This is a genomic window from Actinomyces culturomici (assembly GCF_900499005.1).
GTDB classification, from domain to species: Bacteria; Actinomycetota; Actinomycetes; order Actinomycetales; family Actinomycetaceae; genus Pauljensenia; species Pauljensenia culturomici.
Genome location: NZ_LS991317.1, coordinates 348249 through 365008, shown reverse-complemented (window position 1 = coordinate 365008; position 16760 = coordinate 348249). Strand labels below are relative to the sequence as shown.

Below are 16760 nucleotides of genomic sequence, written 5' to 3'. Positions count from 1 at the left end.
CCAACATGGCAGCAGGAACTTCAGCGGCGATCATCGCCGCACGCGACAACAGTGACCTCAAGGACAGGGCCAGGGCGCTGGGCGCGACCCTCGGCATGACGGCCGTCGAGGTCGATGCCGTGTGGGACAGGGTCGTCGTCGCCGACGTCGACAACACGGGCACCTCGTCGATCGCGACCGTGTTCGAGTACGCGAAGCTCACGTACGACCAAGCTGTGGCGGCGCTCCCACCGGAGCCGGGCGTGAATCCTGCGGCGGTGACGGACACGCAGATTCTTCACGCGCTACAAGGTTTCGCGACGCCCGCCGTCTGAGCGTCGTCTCGCGCTTCTTCTCCTTGCCCTCGTGGACACCCGGTCCATGGGGGCTTCTTCATGCCCGGAAAGGGGATATTGATGGACTGGAATGGACTGCACGCCGACGAGAACCGGTGGCTCAACGTCAACTACACACAGGGCCGCGAAGGCCGGACGATCGACAAGATTCTCATCCACCACAACGCTGGGGTCCTCTCGGTCGCCGACTGCTACAACGTCTGGCAGACGAGGCCAGCGTCCGCCCACTACCAGGTCACCACAGACGGGCGGATCGGCCAGCTCGTCCACGACGCTGACACGGCGTGGCACGCGGGCGACTGGGAGACGAACCTCCGCTCCATCGGCGTCGAGCACTCGAACTCGGGCGGGGCCGCGCAGGGGTGGCCGATCTCGGACGCGACCGTCGAAGCGGGCGCGCACCTGGTCGCCGCGCTCTGCCGCTACTACGGGCTCGGGCGACCCACCTGGGGGGTGAACGTCTTCCCGCACCAGCACTTCCAGCAGACCGCGTGCCCCGGACAGCTCGCCGGTGCCCTGCGTGACCGGTACATGCAGCGAGCGGGCGAGTGGTACGACGCGATGGCAGCCGGAATCGACGCGCCCGCGGCGACCACTCCGACTCCCACTCCTGCTCCTGCCGCGTCGGGAAAGCTCGACGAGGACGGCTGGTGGGGTCCTGCGACGACCCGCGCCCTCCAAGCCCGCTTCGGGACGCCCGTCGACGGTGTCGTCTCCTCGCAGGAGCAGTACTGGAGGCCGAGCCTCGCCGCGTGCACCTCCGGGTGGGAGTGGACCTCAAGCCCGCAGGGGTCGCAGCTTATCGCCGCGATGCAGAAGGCGCTCGGGATCGCGGCGGATGGGATCGCCGGGCCCGGCTTCATCAACGCGCTCGAAGCCCACTACGGGTTCACACCGGACGCGCGCCTCGACGGACCGTCCAACACCGTCCGCGCGATGCAGCAGGCGCTCAACGAGGGGAGGTTCTGATGAGTGCGTACACATCGAAGACGTTCTGGCTCGGACTGGCCGAGCGGGCCATCAAGACGTGCGCCCAGGCGTTGCTCGCCGTCCTCACGACGGGCACGGTCATCTGGGGCCTGGACTGGGTCCAGGCGGTCGGGATCGCGCTCACCGCGATGCTCGTCTCCGTCCTCACGTCGATCGCGGATCCGGAGCGCACGGACACGGCGATCGCGACGGGTGGGGGTGAGTGATGCCTATACCGCACTGGCTCGACGACGTGACGGTCATCGTCGCGATCGTCGCCCTCCTCGGGACGATCATCACGCAGGCCGTCGGCGCGCACAACGCGGCGATGGACCGCCGAGATAAGCGGGCCGAGAAGGCCGAGGACAACCGCCTCGCCCAACTCACCCTCACGACCGACACAATGCAGGAGGAGCTCAACCGCCTCACCAGCCGCGTCAAGGACTTGGAGGACAAGGTCGCACGGACAGAGGAGGCGCTGGAGGCGATGCGTCGCCTCTATCGGACGGCGACCGCGTACGCGCGTCAGTTGCTCGCGACGATCGACGACATTCGCAAGCTCGTGCCGATCGGAGTCTCGCTCCCGGCGACTCCTCCAGCGCCGGACGTAATCGCGCAGGACCTCTAAGACCAGCCGCCCCCACTCACTTCCGCCGAGAAGGTGGATGGGTGGGGGCGGTTTCTTGTGTGAGTGAGCAGTCCAAGATCCCAATGGTCCTGTAGTCCGCGCTACGATCAGTTTCCGAAATCGACGTCAAAGAGCTACGCTATCCGCACACCAAGACCGCGACTTTTCGGCGGAATTCCAACGGATGCGCACGATCTGGTGAGAAAACCGAATGCGCGTCTCGAGTTTTCAACTCCCCTCTCGCGCACCAGACTTCCCGCGGGAATCCGCGGAAGGCCGGGTTCGCGCCCGGCGTGCTCACACGGGACCGGTGATCGCCGACGGCGATCGTCGGTCCCGTTCATTTCACCCCGCCGCATCGATGTCGCGGCTCGCCGCCCTGTGAGCGCGCGACCTCGAGGCCGCTCGTGCTGTAGCGTGGACGCCGTAGTAACGCGGTTTCATTGCAGTGCTCGCCAGAGAAGGTTGCAGGAGCTTCGGTCACTATGCCGCGATCCGCTCGGATCCGGCTCATCGCCCCCTGGGGCAAGCAGATTGGAAACACCCCATGACCACTGGTGTCGTGAAATGGTTCAACGACGAGAAGGGCTACGGCTTCGTCACCCCCGATGACGGCTCCGCCGACGTCTTCGCGCACTACTCGAACATCGTCCAGGACTCCGGCCGCCGCACCCTCTTCGAGGGCGAGAAGGTCGAGTTCGAGGTCACGCAGGGTCCGAAGGGCCTCCAGGCGGAGAACATTCACCGCCTCGGCTGACCCTCATCCCGAACGGGAAGAACGGGGGCGCCCACGGCCGATGGCCGTGGGCGCCCCCGCGCGTCCGGCGCACCGCTTTCGAGGCGCGCCACATCGGCCGGAGTCGAGAGCTGAAGGACACTGCGTGATGGTCCGACTGGGAGTCGACGCGGTCAGCCCGTGGGCCCCGATCCGGCGCCTCCCGCCCGCCGTCGAGCGGGCGCACCGCCCCGGCCTCGTGAATCCGTGTGAAATCCCTATCATCACTGGTCCCGAGGGCTGCTCCCCTGCTAACTTAGAGCGTGCTGGAAACGTTTCCGGCACCCTGACACGCTGCTGTGCGAGGCGCGGTCAGTGCCTCGCGAGCACTGACCGAAAGAAGAATCTCATGGAGCACATCGTCAAGCCCGAGCTCGCCACCGCCACCTGGCAGAGGTCCGCCGACGTCGCCGGCGTCGTCGTCGCCGTCGTCGTCCTCTCGATCCTCGGCATCTTCGCCGCCGTCAACGCCTCCTCGACCGTCTCGGTCGTCATCGCCGCCCTCGTCGGCCTCACCGCTCTTCTCTTCGCGCCCGCCGCCTACGCGATCTCGCACACCGAGAAGAACTGAACCGAAGATTCGGGGCGCGCGCCGATGCGCGCCCCAGCATGACGAGCGCGACGCACGAGGCGTCGCGCTCTTTCCTTTCTCCGCGCCCTTCCTCGTTAGACGCCCCCAGTCCCGCCCAGCCCCGTCGTCGCCNTCTGGCTTACGTGCGCGCTTGTGCATCTCTATGTGCCCCTGGCGCCAGATGTTGGGCTTGTTTGTTTGTACGGGACACGGCGCCCACCGGGATCTACCCCTCCCTATTCGCCGGCAGCGTCAGATGTGTAGAGGAGACAGCGACCCGGCGCGACGATGATGTGAACCCGTAACGCCCCGACCGCCCGAAGGTGAAGATGACCGCCGACCCCGCCACCGCCTCCCGCCCGACCTCGGGCAACGACCCGAAGGCGCTCGCCCTCGGCCTCGGCGTCTACATCATCTGGGGCTTCTTCCCCCTCTACTTCCACCTCCTCGCGCCCGCCGGCGCCGTCGAGGTCATCGTCCACCGCGCCTTCTGGGGGCTCGCGTGGTGCGCGCTCGCGATCGGGCTCCTCCACCGACTCCCCGCCCTCAAGGCGGCGATCGCCGACCGGAGGGCACTGTCGCGCCTCTCGATCGCCGGCGTCCTCATCGTCGTCAACTGGTCGACCTACGTCTTCGCGATCCTCACGGGACACACGGTCGACGCGGCGATCGGCTACTTCATCAACCCGCTCGTCACGGTGGCCCTCGGCCTCGTCGTCCTGCGGGAGCGGATCACGCCCCTCCAGACGCTCGCCCTCGCGCTCGGCGCCGTCGCCGTCGTCATCCTCGTCATCGGCGAGGGCCGCGTGCCCGTCATCTCGCTCGCCCTCGCGCTGAGCTTCGGCCTCTACTCCCTCGTGAAGAAGGACGTCGCGGCGAAGGTCGACCCTCTCGCCGGCATGGCGATCGAGACCGCGACCGTCGCCCCGTTCCTCCTCGTCTACTTCGGCTACCTCGCTCTCAACGGGCGCACCTCGCTCCAGCGCCTTGCCGCCCAGGGGTCCTCGGCCCCGATCTCCCCGGCCGCCCACCTCGCGCTCCTCATCGGCGCGGGCCTCATCACGGTCATCCCGCTCATCATGTTCGCGACCGCCGCGAAGGGCCTGACGCTCGGCACCCTCGGGTTCATCCAGTACGTCTCCCCGGGCACGCAGATGCTCATCGGCGTCGCGGTCTTCCACGAGCCGATGGAGCCGATCCGCTGGATCGCCACCGCCGTCGTGTGGCTCGCACTCGGAGCCCTCACCGCCGACCTCCTCGTCGCGGCGCGCCGTCAGCGCCGCCTCCTCCGCTCGCTTCCGATCGACGAGGTCGGGGCCGGCCCCGAGAACGGGGCCGATGCCGAGGACGCGGAGGACTGAGAGCCCGTGGCACCTCTGCGCGGACCCGCGCACAGGCCCCACTCGCGCCCGTTGCGGGCCGCTGCGCATGCCCGTTCGGGCCCGCCCCGCACGTCAGTGGAGGGGTTGGCGACATGCGGAGGGGGTGTATCCCCACCACTTGTCGTCAACCCCTCCACTCATCACGGGTTCGGACTCGACGGGCCATCCGGACCGTCCGCGCCTTCCGGGCGGGTGCGATCGGACGATCTCACCGGGCCTGTTGGGCCCCCATCCGGACGGGCCTACCAGTCGACTCACCCCTTGACGCGCAGCAGCCGGATCGCGTTGAGGATGACGACGAGCACCGAGGCCTCATGGACGAGCATCCCGATCGCCATCGTCACGCCACCGGCGACGACTCCGGCGATGAGGAGCGCGACGACCGCGATGGCGATGACGACATTCGCGCGCATCACCGCGGCCGTGCGCCTCGCCAGGCCGAGGCCCTCGGCGACCGCGCCGATCTCGTCGCGCAGGACCGCGATATCCGCCGCCTCGATCGCGAGATTCGACCCGGACGCGCCCATCGCGATCCCGATGTCGGCGGTCGCGAGCGCCGGGGCGTCGTTGACGCCGTCCCCGATCATCGCGATCCTGGCCCCGTGGGCCCGCAGATCCTCGAGGGCCGCGACCTTGTCCTCCGGGAGGAGCTCGGCGCGCATCTCGTCGACGCCGGTCGCCCGGGCGATCTCCTCGGCGGCGTCCCTCCGGTCACCGGTGAGCATGACGATCCGCTTGACGCCGAGCCTCCGCAGGCCGGCGACCAGGCCGGCGGCATCGGGACGGACTTCATCGGCGATGAGGATCGCGCCCCGGTAGACGCCCTCGACCCCGACGAGGACCGGGGTGGCCGAGCCGATCGCGGCCGGATCGAAGCCGGTGAGGTCGATGCCCTCCTCCGCGAGGAATCGGGCGGTGCCGACGAGGACGCGGCGGCCCCCCACGAGGCCCTTCAGGCCCCGGCCCGTCACCGACTCGACCTCGGTGGCATTCCGGGTCGCCGGATCGATCCCCTTCGCGTGAGCGGCCTCGAGGACCGCCTCGGCGAGCGGGTGCGCCGACGACGCTTCCAGGGCGGCGGCCGATTCGAGAAGGGCGTCCTCGTCGATCGCGAAGGAGGACGGGGAGGAGGCGGACGGGCCGACGGCGGGAGCGGGGAGGACCGCGACGACCGCGGGGCGGCCCTTCGTCAGGGTCCCCGTCTTGTCGAGGGCGACGACGTCGACCTTCGCCGCGGCCTCGAGCTTGTCGCCGCCGCGGATCAGAATGCCGCGCTTCGCGCCCGCCCCGATGCCGGCGACCGTGGCGACGGGGATCGAGATGACGAGGGCGCCCGGGCACGAGATGACGAGGAGCGTGAGAGCGAGCCGGACGTCGCGAGTGAGGATCCCGAGGACGATCGAGGCGACGACGATCGCGGGCGTGTACCAGGCGGAGAAGGACTCCATGAAGGTCTGGACGCGCGCCTTCGCGTTCTGCGCGTCCTCGACGCGGGCGACGATCTTCGCGACCGTCGTGTCCGCTCCGACGCGGGTCGCCTCGAGGAGGAACGCGCCGCGGGCGGTCGTCCCCGCGTGGACGGAATCCCCGACCCCGACCTCGCGCGGGAGGGGCTCGCCGGTGATCCCGGCCTCGTCGACGCTGCCCGCGCCCTCGAGGAGGACCCCGTCGACGGGGATGCGCGCCCCGTCCGCGATGACGACCCGCTCCCCGCGCTCGACGGCCCAGGCGGGGACCTCGACCCTGCGGCCGTCGCGGACGACGAGGGCGGTCGCGGGCACCGACGCGATGAGCTCGTCGAGCGCCGAGCGCGTCGAGGCGAGCGTCGTCTCCTCGAGGGCGTGCCCGACGAGGAAGAGGAAGGTGACGGCGGCCGCCTCCCACACCTCGCCGATCACGAGGGCGCCGACGGTCGCGATGGTGACGAGGACGTCGATCGACATCTGCTTCGCGCGCGCCGCCCGCCACGCCTTTTGCGCGATCGGGACGAGGGCGATGAGGGCGGCGAGGACGAGGGCGCCTTCGGCGATCCAGTCCCCGGCGATCCCGGCCGCGCCGCGCCCGCCGATCGGGGCGAGAACCGCGGGGACGAGGACCTTGCCGAGGAGAATGAGTCCGCCCGCCCACAGGGGCCGGCGCCACCGGGGCGCCGCGAGCGCCCGGCCGAGGCGGCGGAGGCGACCCGGGGTTCCGGGGGCGGCCGCGTCCTCGTCGACGATCGGGGAGGTGGAGGCCGAGGCGGGGGCCTCCGGACGGTTGTTCTGGGCGGGCGTCGTGGGAGCGGTTGCGGGAGTGGCGTCGGCGCCGGCCGGCGCGGCGAGGGTCGTGGTCATCGGTGTCTCCTTCCAGTTCGTCGACCGGTGCCGGGGGATCAGAAGGCGGAGGGGGCGGACTCGTAGCCCGCATCGGCGACGGCACGGACGAGCTCGTCGACACTCACGACCTCCGGGTCGTGGTCGATGACGATCTTCGAGTTCGCGAACTGGACCTCCACCTTGGCGACGCCGTCGAGGGCGCCGACGCGGCCCTCGATCGAGCGGACGCAGGACGGGCAGGAGAAGCCCTTGGCGCGCAGGACCGTGCGGGTGAGGCGCTCGGGGGCGATCTCCGCCTTGGCGGGGGCGGTGGCGGGGAAGAAGCTGAGGGACATGGGGAACTCCTTTTCATCGGGCTCCTGTTCGGGCAATCGGCCGGGGCGGTCGCCCCGATGACCCGTAGACTCCTCCACCCCGGGGACGCTCTCCATGACGGACGTCAATTAATGACTCGACGCCTCGCGGGGCGGCCGAATGCGGTGCATGCTGGGGCCATGAGCGCCCACGAGCACCGCCGTCACTCCCCCGTCGACTCCGGGTGCGAGCACTCGCACGGCTGCTCGACGGCGACGAAGCGCGCGGTCCTCGCGCGCTCGCGCTGGTTCAAAGGCCTCGACGACCACGTCCTCGACGACCTCGTCGAATGCGTCGTCGAGCACTCGTGGAACGCGGGCGAGAACCTCTACCACCAGGGCGATCCCGCCTCCTCGGTGTGGGTGATCGCCGCGGGGGTCGTCGCCCTCACGACGCTCGGGGCCGACGGCGAGGAGTCGATGACCGATCTGCGCAGCCCCGGCGACATGCTCGGCGCGCTCTCGGCCGATCCCGCGGCCGCCCACGAGCAGGGGGCGCGGGCGCTGACGACGACCTGCGCGATCGCCATCGACGACGCGCTGCTGCGCCGCCTCGTCTCCGCTCATCCGGGCGTCGGCCTCTCGCTCCTCGAGGACGTGGGCTCCCAGCTCATCGAAGCGCGCGGACGCGGAGCCCTCCACGCGAGGCGCTCGGTCCCCCAGCGGCTCGCCTCGCTCCTCCTCGGGCTCGCCGAGCGGATCGGAGAGGAGCAGGAGGACGGCTCGCTCCTCCTCCAAGTCCCCCTCGGGCGAGCCGATCTCGCGAAGCTCGCATCGACTTCGACCGAGTCGGTCTCGCGGACGATGTCGGCGTGGCGGAAGTCCGGGATCGTCGAGGCGGGGCGCCGGTGGATCGCCGTCCGCGATCCGGAGGCCCTCGCCGACCTCGTCGAGGGCGCCTGATCCCCCGCGAAGTCATGCGCCCTCGACTGTGAGCTGACCGGATGAGTGGTCCGCCCGCCGCGGGCCGGACCCGCCCGCTTCGGACCGCGTTCCGCGGTCCTGCAGACGCCCGGGGCCTACCCCGCCCGACCCGCGACGCCCGTCCTCGTCGCACTGTCCCGCGGAAACATGCGCCGCATCCCCTCGACGGAGCAAGGTGATGCTCTCGGCGGAGGAGGCGGGTCAGTCCTGGGGCTCTTCGCGGCCGGTGTAGTTGACGAAGCGGGCCATGTGCCCCTGGAAGAGCGCGCGGATCGTGTCCGTCGAGCCGTTGCGGTGCTTGGCGACGATGATGTCCGCCTCGCCGGGACGATCCTCCTTGTCGTAGTACTCGGGCCGATGGAGCAGCATGATGATGTCGGCGTCCTGCTCGAGCGAGCCGGATTCGCGCAGGTCGGACATCATCGGCTTGCGGTCGTTGCGCGACTCGGAGTTTCGGTTGAGCTGAGCGACCGCGACGACAGGGACGTCGATGTCCTTCGCGAGGAGCTTGAGGTTTCGGGACATCGCCGAGACCTCCTGCTGACGCGATTCGACCTGGCGGCCGCTCGTCATGAGCTGAAGGTAGTCGATGACGACGAGGCCGAGGTTGTGCTGCTGCTTGAGCTGGCGGCACTTCGCGCGGATCTCCGTGATCGTCATGTTCGCCGAGTCGTCGACGTAGAGCGGGGCGTCCGCGATCTTCGCCATCGTCGTCGACACGCGCCGCCAGTCCTGGTCGGTCATCGACCCGGACTGCATCTTCGAGAGGAACACCCCGGACTCGGCGGAGAGCATGCGCATCGCGATCTCCTGCTGGCTCATCTCGAGGGAGAAGATCAGCGAGGTGATCCCGTGGCGGATCGACGCCGAGCGGCAGAAGTCGAGGGCGAGGGTCGACTTCCCCATCGCGGGGCGGGCCGCGACGATGATCATCTGGCCGCCGTGGAGGCCCTGCGTGAGGTCGTCGAGGTCCTTGAACCCGGTGGGGACGCCCTGGAGCTTCCCCTGGGAGTCCTGGATGTCCTCGAGCCGTTCGAGCAGGTCGTGGGCCATCGTCTCCATCGAGACGTAGTCCTTCGACGACCGCTCGGAGGACACGGCGTAGATCTCGGACTGGGCCTGCTCGACGATCTCCTCGACCTCGCCGCCGGCGTCGGCGTAGCCGAGCTGGACGATGCGCGTGCCCGCGGTGACGAGTCGGCGCATGATCGCCCGCTCGCGGACGATGCGCGCGTAGTAGCCGGCGTTCGCCGCCGTGGGGACCGAGGCGATGAGCGTGTGGAGGTAGGCGGCGCCGCCGACCCGCTGGAGGGTGCCGTCGCGCTGGAGGCGCCCGGCGACCGTGATCGCGTCGGCGGGCTCGTTCTGGCCGAAGAGGTCGACGATCGCGTCGAAGATGATCTCGTGGTTCGGCATGTAGAAGTCCGCGCCGCGGATCTCCTCCGTCACGGTGACGATCGCGTCGGTCGTCAGCATCATCGACCCCAGGACCGACATTTCGGCGTCGACGTCCTGCGGCGGCGTGCGATCGAAGTCCTCCGCCACGCTCCTCCCGTCCTCCTTCGCGCGCCGCTCCCCGCCCTCGTCGGCAGCGCCTCCGGAGGGGTTTCCGAGGGCGTCCCGGGGCCGTCCCCGGGGTGAACGGGAGGGGGTCGCGCACACGCGAGGGTAGCGCCTGGACGAGGGAATGCCCACTCTCGATGTGCACTCGAATGGGGATAACCTGGGGACGGCGTGTGGATAACTCGGCGAGTCGTCCACACCCCCTGTGGACGCGCCGATCGGGCGGTGAACGCCCCGTGAACATCGGCGGTCGATTTGCCGCGAGTTCCCCGCGCTTCCGATCACAGACTTGTCCACAGTTGTGTACACAGAATGTGGATGAGAAATGGAGAGCCGATCCGTGGACGCGCCCGACTCGACCACCCCCAACCTTCAAGGCGAGGTCGAGGGTTCGCGCAGAGGCACCGGCCCGACAGCCCGGAGGCCCGCGATCGCCCGCGAGATCCTCGCCCTCGCAATCCCCGCGCTCGGCGCCCTCGTCGCCGAACCACTCTTCACGCTCATCGACTCCGCGATGGTCGGCCACCTCGGAACCGCCCAGCTCGCGGGCCTCTCCCTCGCCTCCCAGATCCTCCAGACCGCCGTCGTCCTCTTCGTGTTCCTCGCCTACTCGACGACCTCGCTCACCGCCCGGGCGCTCGGAGCCGGCGACCGGGCCGGCGCCGTCCGCGAGGGCGTCTCCGCCTCGTGGCTCGCGGCGGGCCTCGGCGTCGCGGCCGCCTCCCTCCTCGCGCTCACCGCCCCCGCCCTCGTCGATCCGCTCACCGCCGACGCCGCGGTCGCCCATCAGGCGGTCCTCTACCTGCGGGCGAGCGCGCCCGGCCTCATCGGCATGCTCATCGGATTCTCGACCGTCGGGACGCTGCGCGGACTCCAGGACACGCGCACGCCCCTCGTCGTCACGACGCTCGGAGCGGTCGTCAACGTCGGCCTCAACGCCCTGCTCATGTACGGCCTGAGGATGGGCGTCGCAGGGTCGGGACTCGGCACCTCGATCGTGCAGCTCTTCATGGCGGGCGTCTACCTCGCGATCCTCCGCTCGCAGGCGCGCCTCGAGGGCGTGCCGCTCCGTCCGAGCGCCTCGGGCATCGGCCGTTCGGCCCGCGACGGCGCCCCGCTCGTCGTCCGCGGACTCGCGCTGCGCGCCGCCGGACTCGCGACGATCCTCCCCGTATCGCGGATCGACGAGGCCGCCCTCGCCTCCTACCAGGTCGTCCTCGCGGTCTGGACCCTCACCGCCTTCGTCCTCGACGCCCTCGCGATCGCCGCCCAGTCCCTCGTCGGCCTCGCCCTCGGGCGCGGGAAGCGCGACGAACTGCGCGACCTCCTGAGGGTCCTCACCGTGTGGGGCGCGGGCGCCGGCGTCGTCCTCGGCATCGCCATCGCCGCCGCCTCCCCCTGGCTCCCCGCCCTCTTCGGCTCCGACCCCGCGATCCGCCCGATCGCGACCGCGGGCCTGCTCGCCTCGTGCCTCGGCCTGCCGATCGCGGGGATCGTCTTCATGCTCGACGGGGTCCTCCTCGGCGCGGGCGACAACGTCTTCTTCGCGATCGCGGGACCCCTCCAGCTCCTCGTCCTCGCCCCCGGCCTCGTCCTCGTCGACGCGGCCCGGCGCGCGGGCGCCTCCTCGGCCGCCGTCGTCGCGGGGGCGTGGATCGCCTACGGCCTCGCCTACATGGGGGCGCGCCTCGCGTCGAACGCCTGGCGGACCTGGCGGTCGGCGACCGGGCCCATCCCGGCGCGCGGCTGAGTCCGCCCACGCTCGCCTCCCGGCGCCCGGACGCCGTCCTCCCCTCCGCCGACGCCCGGTCGCGTCCTCGTCGATCGACGAGGACGTGGCGGAGCACTCCCCGGGCGGGGTGGCGAATCGCACGCGCGCCCGACTAAGCTGGATTCTCGGACTGCCGTCGCCTCCGGGCGAGGGCGATCCTGCGCGAGCGCCCCACGGCGTCCGCGCGCGCATGACCCTCCTGTCACGGACCGTCCGTGACCGCGAAGACCATAGGAGGTGGGTACTCAACGTGCGTAATTACGAACTGATGGTGATCCTCGATCCTTCGATCGACGAGCGCACCGTCGCCCCCACGATGGAGAAGTACCTCGCGCCGGTCGCCGCCAACGGCGGCTCGGTCGAGAAGATCGACATCTGGGGCAAGCGTCGCCTCGCCTACGACATCCTCAAGCGCTCCGAGGGGATCTACGTCGTCATCGACATGACGACGACTCCCGATGTCGCGCTCGAGCTCAACCGCCGCATGGGTCTCGACGAGACCATCCTGCGCACCAAGCTCCAGCGCCCCGACGCCCACTGACCGGGCCGAGAACCACCCAGACCCCCACCCGACCGAAGGAGTCGACATGGCCGGAGAAACCGTCATCACGATCATCGGCAACCTCACCGCGGATCCGGAACTGCGCTTCACGCCGTCCGGCGCGTCGGTCGTCGACTTCACGGTCGCCTCGACCCCTCGCACCTACGACCGGAACTCCGGCGAATGGCGCGACGGGGACACCCTGTTCATGCGCTGCTCCGCGTGGCGGGAGCTCGCCGACAACGTCGCCGAGTCCCTCCGCAAGGGCATGCGCGTGATCGTCCAAGGTCGGCTCACCCAGCGGTCCTACGAGGACCGCAACGGGCAGAACCGCACCGTGGTCGAGATGCAGGTCGACGAGGTCGGCCCCAGCCTCCGCCGTGCGAAGGCCCGGGTCGAGCGCGTCCAGTCCCAGGGCGGCTACTCCCAGGGCGGGTACCAGGGTTCGAACCGCGGCTCCTCGCAGGACGGCTTCCAGGGCCAGTCCCGCGGCGGCCAGAGCGGCTACCAGGGCGGTTCTCAGCAGGCCGGTTACGGCGCTCCCGCCGGCGGCACCGTCGACGACCCGTGGCGCACCGCGTCGCAGTCCGACGCCGCCTTCGGCGAACCGCCGTTCTGATCGGCGCCGGCACAGCCGGCCATCGGAACGCGAAGACATCATCTGAATGGGGCGGGGAACCCGCCCGGATCCAAGGAGACCACCATGGCGAAGCCCCAACTTCGCAACAAGCCCATCAAGAAGAAGGCCAACCCGCTGAAGTCGGCCAAGATCGAGTCGATCGACTACAAGGACACCGCGCTCCTGCGCAAGTTCATCTCCGACCGCGGCAAGATCCGCGCGCGTCGCGTCACCGGCGTCTCCGTCCAGGAGCAGCGCCGCATCGCCCGCGCCGTGAAGAACGCGCGCGAGATGGCGCTCCTGCCCTACTCGTCGACCGGCCGCTGATCGGGGAAGGACACAGACATGGCTACCACCAAGCTCATCCTCACCCACGACGTCGCCAACCTCGGCAACGCCGGCGAGGTCGTCGAGGTCAAGTCGGGCTACGCCCGCAACTACCTCGTCCCCCGCGGTTTCGCGACCAAGTGGACCAAGGGCGCCCAGAAGCAGATCGACCAGATCGCCGCCGCCCGTCGCCGCCACGAGATCGCCACGGTCGATGAGGCGCGCGAGCTCCGCGACGCCCTCCAGGCCGCCGCTCCCGTCACCGTCTCCGGCAAGGTCGGCGCCGCCGGCCGCCTCTTCGGCGCCGTCTCGGGCGCTCAGATCGCCGATGCGGTCAAGGAGCAGCTCGGTCAGACGATCGATCGTCGTCGCGTCATCATCGCGACCCCGATCAAGGCCGTCGGCGACTACACCGTCGCCGTCAACCTCCACCCGGAGGTCTCCGCGAACCTCAAGGTCCGCGTCGTCGCCGAGTGATTCGCGTCGGCTCCCGCCGACACCGATTCTCCGGGAGGGCCCCCGATCCGCTGGGATCGGGGGCCCTCCCGCATTCGTAGCGGGGCTCATCGTCCCCCTCCTCCTGCGCGCGCATCCCCTCGACGCCTGAACGTGATGCTCTCGGCGGGAAAGGTAGTGGGGCTCTTCATAGTTCGGGATGTGGTCGGGCGACCTGACGGCTTCGAGCCTCCCGGTGCCGCATCCCTTCAACAGGCTTGTGGCGGCTTTCCGCATGTTCGGCGGCGAGAAGGCACCGGGATTTCGCCGACGAACGCCTCGAAACACCGAGTACGCCGATAGATGCCCGCAAAGCACGCCGAGACGGCGATGCAGGTCATGCGGGTCGCCGATTCCGGACGCGGGGCGACCTGGATCGCACACTCGACGCCCCTCCCGCCCACCGAAGCACGCCGAGACGGCGATCCAAGTCATGCGGGCCACCGATTCCGGGCGCAGAGCCACCCAGATCGCACACTCGACGCCCCTCCCGCCCACCGAAGCACGCCGAGACGGCGATCTAAGTCATGAGGGCCATCGGCAGCCGACCACACCCCCAACTGCGAAGAGCCGCTTCTCGAGCCCTGAGAAGAACGACTCGGGGGGAGGGCGCCATGCGCCCTCCCCCCGAGTACCATCCGATGGTCGGCTGCGACCGGGCCGCCCGCGCGGCCGGGCCGCGGAGCTCCCGGCGGTCGCTCAGCCGGCCGAGCCGGTCGTCCCGTTGCCGTTCGTCCCGCCGGTTCCGCCGGTTCCGCCGGTGGTCCCGCCCGTCGTTCCCCCGGTGTCGGTTCCGCCGGTGGTTCCTCCGGTCGTCCCGCCCGTGTCGGTTCCGCCGGTGGTTCCTCCGGTCGTCCCGCCCGTGTCGGTTCCGCCGGTGGTTCCTCCGGTCGTCCCGCCCGTGTCGGTTCCGCCGGTCGAGCCGTTGCCGTTCGTCGTCCCGTTGCCGGTCGTCCCGGTGGTCGTGCCGTTCGAGGTCGAGCCCTGCTCGTTCTGCCCGTTCGTCGACGGGGTCTGCGTCGAGGGCGACTGCGTCTGCGTCCCTGAGGACTGCGCGGTCTCCTGCGGAGTCGTCGTCTGCGTCTGGGTCGTCGACTTCCGGTTCGTCTCGACGATCCAGTTGAAGTCGGTCTCCGTGAGGCCCTGGACGGCGGTCGTCATGTACGCGTCCCACACGTCGACCGGCCAGTCGCCGCCGTGGAACTCGGAGAGCCCGCCGATGTTCGTCAGCGGAACTGAGTTGCCGTTCTCGTCCGACTGGTACATCGACACGGCGGTGACGAGGTTCGGGACGAAGCCGATGAACTGCGCGGAGAGCTGCTCCTGAGACGTTCCCGTCTTGCCCGCGGTCGTGAAGTCGGGCAGGGCCGAGGCGACCTTCTCGGCCGTGCCGCCGTAGGCGGTGACGGCTTCGAGCGCCGGCATGATCGAGGAGACGTCCGCGACGTCGAAGACCCGTTCGGCGGTCGTCTTCGCCTCGTAGACGGTATTCCCGTGCGAGTCCGACACCGATTTCACGATGTGGGCCGTCACCTTCTCGCCGCCGTTCGCGATTGTCGAGTACGCCGTCGCGAGGTCGATGTTGTGCGGGGAGGCGAAGCCGAGGACGTTGAGGAGCGTCGAGTCGAGGCCGTACGTCGACTCCGGGATTCCCGCGTCGATCGCCGCCTGCATCGTCGAGGCCGGGCCGATGTCCTTGTTGAGGGCGACGAACGCGGTGTTGACCGAGTAGGCGGTCGCCTTCACGAGGTTGATCGTCCCCCAGGAGTAGCCGCCGTCGTTCGACACCGTGGAGGTCAGGCCGTCGAAGCTCTGCGGCGAGTTGCCGTTGTAGCGGTCGTAGACCGAGCCGCCCGCCTTCGCGTTCGCAAGGAGCGCGAAGGGCTTGAAGCTCGAGCCGGCCATCGCGATGTCCTGGGTGACGGCGTTCTGCTGCCGCTTGAGGTAGTCGGCGCCCGCGTATTCGGCGAGGATCTCGCCGGTCGTCGGATCCATCGACGACAGTGCGACGTGCATCGTCGAGGAGTCCCAGCCGTCGACCGCGTCCATCGTCTGAGCGGCGGCGATCGCCGCGTCCTGGCGCGTCTTGTCGATCGTCGAGACGATCTTGAGACCGCCGTTCGCGAGCTGGTCCTCGGTCACCGCGCCGGTGGAGACGAGTTCGGACTTCGCCTGCTCGATGAGGTATCCGGTCGGCCCGGACAGGGAGGCGTTCTGGGTCGTCGACGGGTCGATCGTCTCGGGGAACTGCGCGGCGTCCGCGTCGGACTGGGAGATCCAGCCGTCCTCGACCATGAGGGAGAGGACGCGCTCCCACCGCTGCTTCGCCTTCTCCGAGTCGACGGCCGGGTCCCACGCGGAGGGCGCGGGGATGATGCCGGCGAGCATCGCGGACTCGGAGAGCGTGAGGTCCTTCGCGGCGTGGCCGAAGTAGGCCTGCGAGGCGGCCTCGATGCCGTAGGCGCCGCGCCCGAAGTAGATCGTGTTGAGGTAGTTGCCGAGGATCTCGTCCTTCGACTGCTCGCGGTTGATCTTGATCGCGAGCACCGCCTCCTTCGCCTTCCCGGTGTAGGAGGTCGTCTCGCCGACGTAGTAGCGCTCGACGTACTGCTGGGTGAGGGTCGAGCCGCCCTGTCGCGAACCCGTCGTGATGTTCGTGACGAGGGCGCGGAGGATGCCTTTGAAATCGACGCCGGAGTTCGTGTAGAAGGTCCGGTCTTCGGAGGCGACGACGGCCTTGCCGACGTAGTCGGGCAGGGTCGTCGGGTCGATGATCGTCCGGTTGACGTCGCCGAGCGACCCCATCTCCGTCGTCCCGTCCGCGTAGTAGACGGTCGTCTTCTGGGCGAGCGCGACGTCCTGGGCCTTGGGGACGGCGAGGCTCGCGTACATGAAGAGGAAGGTCGCGAGTCCCGCGATGAAGACCGCGAGGATCGTGAAGACGATGCCGAGGCCGATCCTCCGGCCGATGCCGCCCTTGCGCCGTCCGCCCTTCTTGTCGGCGCGGCGCCGCGAGGCGTCGGCTGCTCTTCTCATCGACGAGGACGAGGCCCGCGATCCGGAGGCGGTGGCCGCTCCGGCGGTGCGCTTGCGGGCGGCGTCGGCGCGCTTGGGCAGGTGTGAGGTCGAAGAGCTCGATCCCATGATCTCGCTCCAGTCCTTCTTCCCGTCGGAATTCGCCACGTTCTCAGC

General features: G+C 69.9%; 17 protein-coding genes. 13 read left to right on the top strand and 4 right to left on the bottom strand.

Annotated features, from left to right (window positions below; all coding sequences use genetic code 11):
* The first annotated feature begins 5 nt into the window (after positions 1–5).
* The 7 genes from DY157_RS08655 (at position 6) to rarD (ending at position 4639) form a co-directional block, all read left to right on the top strand.
* Positions 6–314: a hypothetical protein gene (locus DY157_RS08655; RefSeq protein ID WP_115728240.1), complete on the top strand. Its 309-nt coding sequence runs from the start codon at positions 6–8 to the stop codon at positions 312–314.
* Positions 315–395: 81 nt separating this feature from the next.
* Positions 396–1304, top strand: a complete 909-nt coding sequence (locus DY157_RS08650; RefSeq protein ID WP_115728239.1) for a peptidoglycan recognition protein family protein — start codon at positions 396–398, stop codon at positions 1302–1304.
* Entirely contained in the window at positions 1304–1531 is a 228-nt protein-coding gene (locus tag DY157_RS08645) for a holin (RefSeq protein ID WP_115728238.1), read from the top strand. Before DY157_RS08650 ends, DY157_RS08645 begins: the two co-directional genes overlap by 1 nt.
* Positions 1531–1932 carry a hypothetical protein gene (locus tag DY157_RS08640; RefSeq protein ID WP_160159500.1) on the top strand — a complete coding sequence of 134 codons (402 nt, stop codon included), beginning with the start codon at positions 1531–1533 and terminating at the stop codon, positions 1930–1932. The genes DY157_RS08645 and DY157_RS08640 overlap by 1 nt, the downstream gene beginning before the upstream one ends.
* A 547-nt stretch (positions 1933–2479) precedes the next feature.
* A complete protein-coding gene (locus tag DY157_RS08635; protein ID WP_115728236.1) occupies positions 2480–2689 on the top strand; it encodes a cold-shock protein in 210 nt (69 codons plus the stop codon).
* 367 nt (positions 2690–3056) lie between these two features.
* The gene (locus DY157_RS08630; RefSeq protein ID WP_115728235.1) at positions 3057–3278 is read left to right on the top strand and encodes a hypothetical protein; all 222 of its coding nucleotides are present in this window, start codon (positions 3057–3059) and stop codon (positions 3276–3278) included.
* Positions 3279–3607: 329 nt separating this feature from the next.
* Positions 3608–4639: an EamA family transporter RarD gene (gene rarD / locus DY157_RS08625; protein ID WP_115728462.1), complete on the top strand. Its 1032-nt coding sequence runs from the start codon at positions 3608–3610 to the stop codon at positions 4637–4639.
* Positions 4640–4914: 275 nt separating this feature from the next.
* On the opposite strand, the gene DY157_RS08620 is transcribed toward rarD, so the two are convergent.
* Positions 4915–6993: a heavy metal translocating P-type ATPase gene (locus DY157_RS08620; RefSeq protein ID WP_115728234.1), complete on the bottom strand. Its 2079-nt coding sequence runs from the start codon at positions 6991–6993 to the stop codon at positions 4915–4917.
* Positions 6994–7031: 38 nt separating this feature from the next.
* Positions 7032–7310 (bottom strand): heavy-metal-associated domain-containing protein, encoded by a 279-nt coding sequence (locus DY157_RS08615; RefSeq protein ID WP_115728233.1) that lies wholly within the window; start codon positions 7308–7310, stop codon positions 7032–7034.
* 159 nt (positions 7311–7469) lie between these two features.
* On the opposite strand from DY157_RS08615, the gene DY157_RS08610 reads away from it, so the two are divergent.
* The gene (locus DY157_RS08610; protein WP_160159499.1) at positions 7470–8231 is read left to right on the top strand and encodes a Crp/Fnr family transcriptional regulator; all 762 of its coding nucleotides are present in this window, start codon (positions 7470–7472) and stop codon (positions 8229–8231) included.
* Positions 8232–8453: 222 nt separating this feature from the next.
* Here the strand turns inward: DY157_RS08610 and dnaB are convergent, their stop codons facing one another.
* Positions 8454–9797, bottom strand: coding sequence for a replicative DNA helicase (gene dnaB, locus DY157_RS08605; RefSeq protein ID WP_115728231.1), 1344 nt, complete (start codon positions 9795–9797; stop codon positions 8454–8456).
* A gap of 343 nt (positions 9798–10140) precedes the next feature.
* Between dnaB and DY157_RS08600 the strand changes: the two genes are divergently transcribed.
* The 5 genes from DY157_RS08600 (at position 10141) to rplI (ending at position 13550) form a co-directional block, all read left to right on the top strand.
* Complete coding sequence (locus tag DY157_RS08600; RefSeq protein WP_115728230.1) at positions 10141–11565, top strand: MATE family efflux transporter; 1425 nt, start codon at positions 10141–10143, stop codon at positions 11563–11565.
* A 271-nt stretch (positions 11566–11836) separates the two neighbouring features.
* Positions 11837–12127 carry a 30S ribosomal protein S6 gene (gene rpsF / locus DY157_RS08595; protein ID WP_115728229.1) on the top strand — a complete coding sequence of 97 codons (291 nt, stop codon included), beginning with the start codon at positions 11837–11839 and terminating at the stop codon, positions 12125–12127.
* Between the two features lie 46 nt (positions 12128–12173).
* Positions 12174–12746: a single-stranded DNA-binding protein gene (locus DY157_RS08590; RefSeq protein WP_115728228.1), complete on the top strand. Its 573-nt coding sequence runs from the start codon at positions 12174–12176 to the stop codon at positions 12744–12746.
* Positions 12747–12830: 84 nt separating this feature from the next.
* Positions 12831–13073: a 30S ribosomal protein S18 gene (gene rpsR / locus DY157_RS08585; RefSeq protein ID WP_006680614.1), complete on the top strand. Its 243-nt coding sequence runs from the start codon at positions 12831–12833 to the stop codon at positions 13071–13073.
* Positions 13074–13091: 18 nt separating this feature from the next.
* On the top strand, positions 13092–13550 hold the full coding sequence (rplI, locus tag DY157_RS08580; protein ID WP_115728227.1) for a 50S ribosomal protein L9: 459 nt from the start codon (positions 13092–13094) through the stop codon (positions 13548–13550).
* A gap of 717 nt (positions 13551–14267) precedes the next feature.
* Here the strand turns inward: rplI and DY157_RS08575 are convergent.
* Positions 14268–16751, bottom strand: a complete 2484-nt coding sequence (locus DY157_RS08575; protein WP_115728226.1) for a transglycosylase domain-containing protein — start codon at positions 16749–16751, stop codon at positions 14268–14270.
* Positions 16752–16760 lie beyond the last annotated feature (9 nt).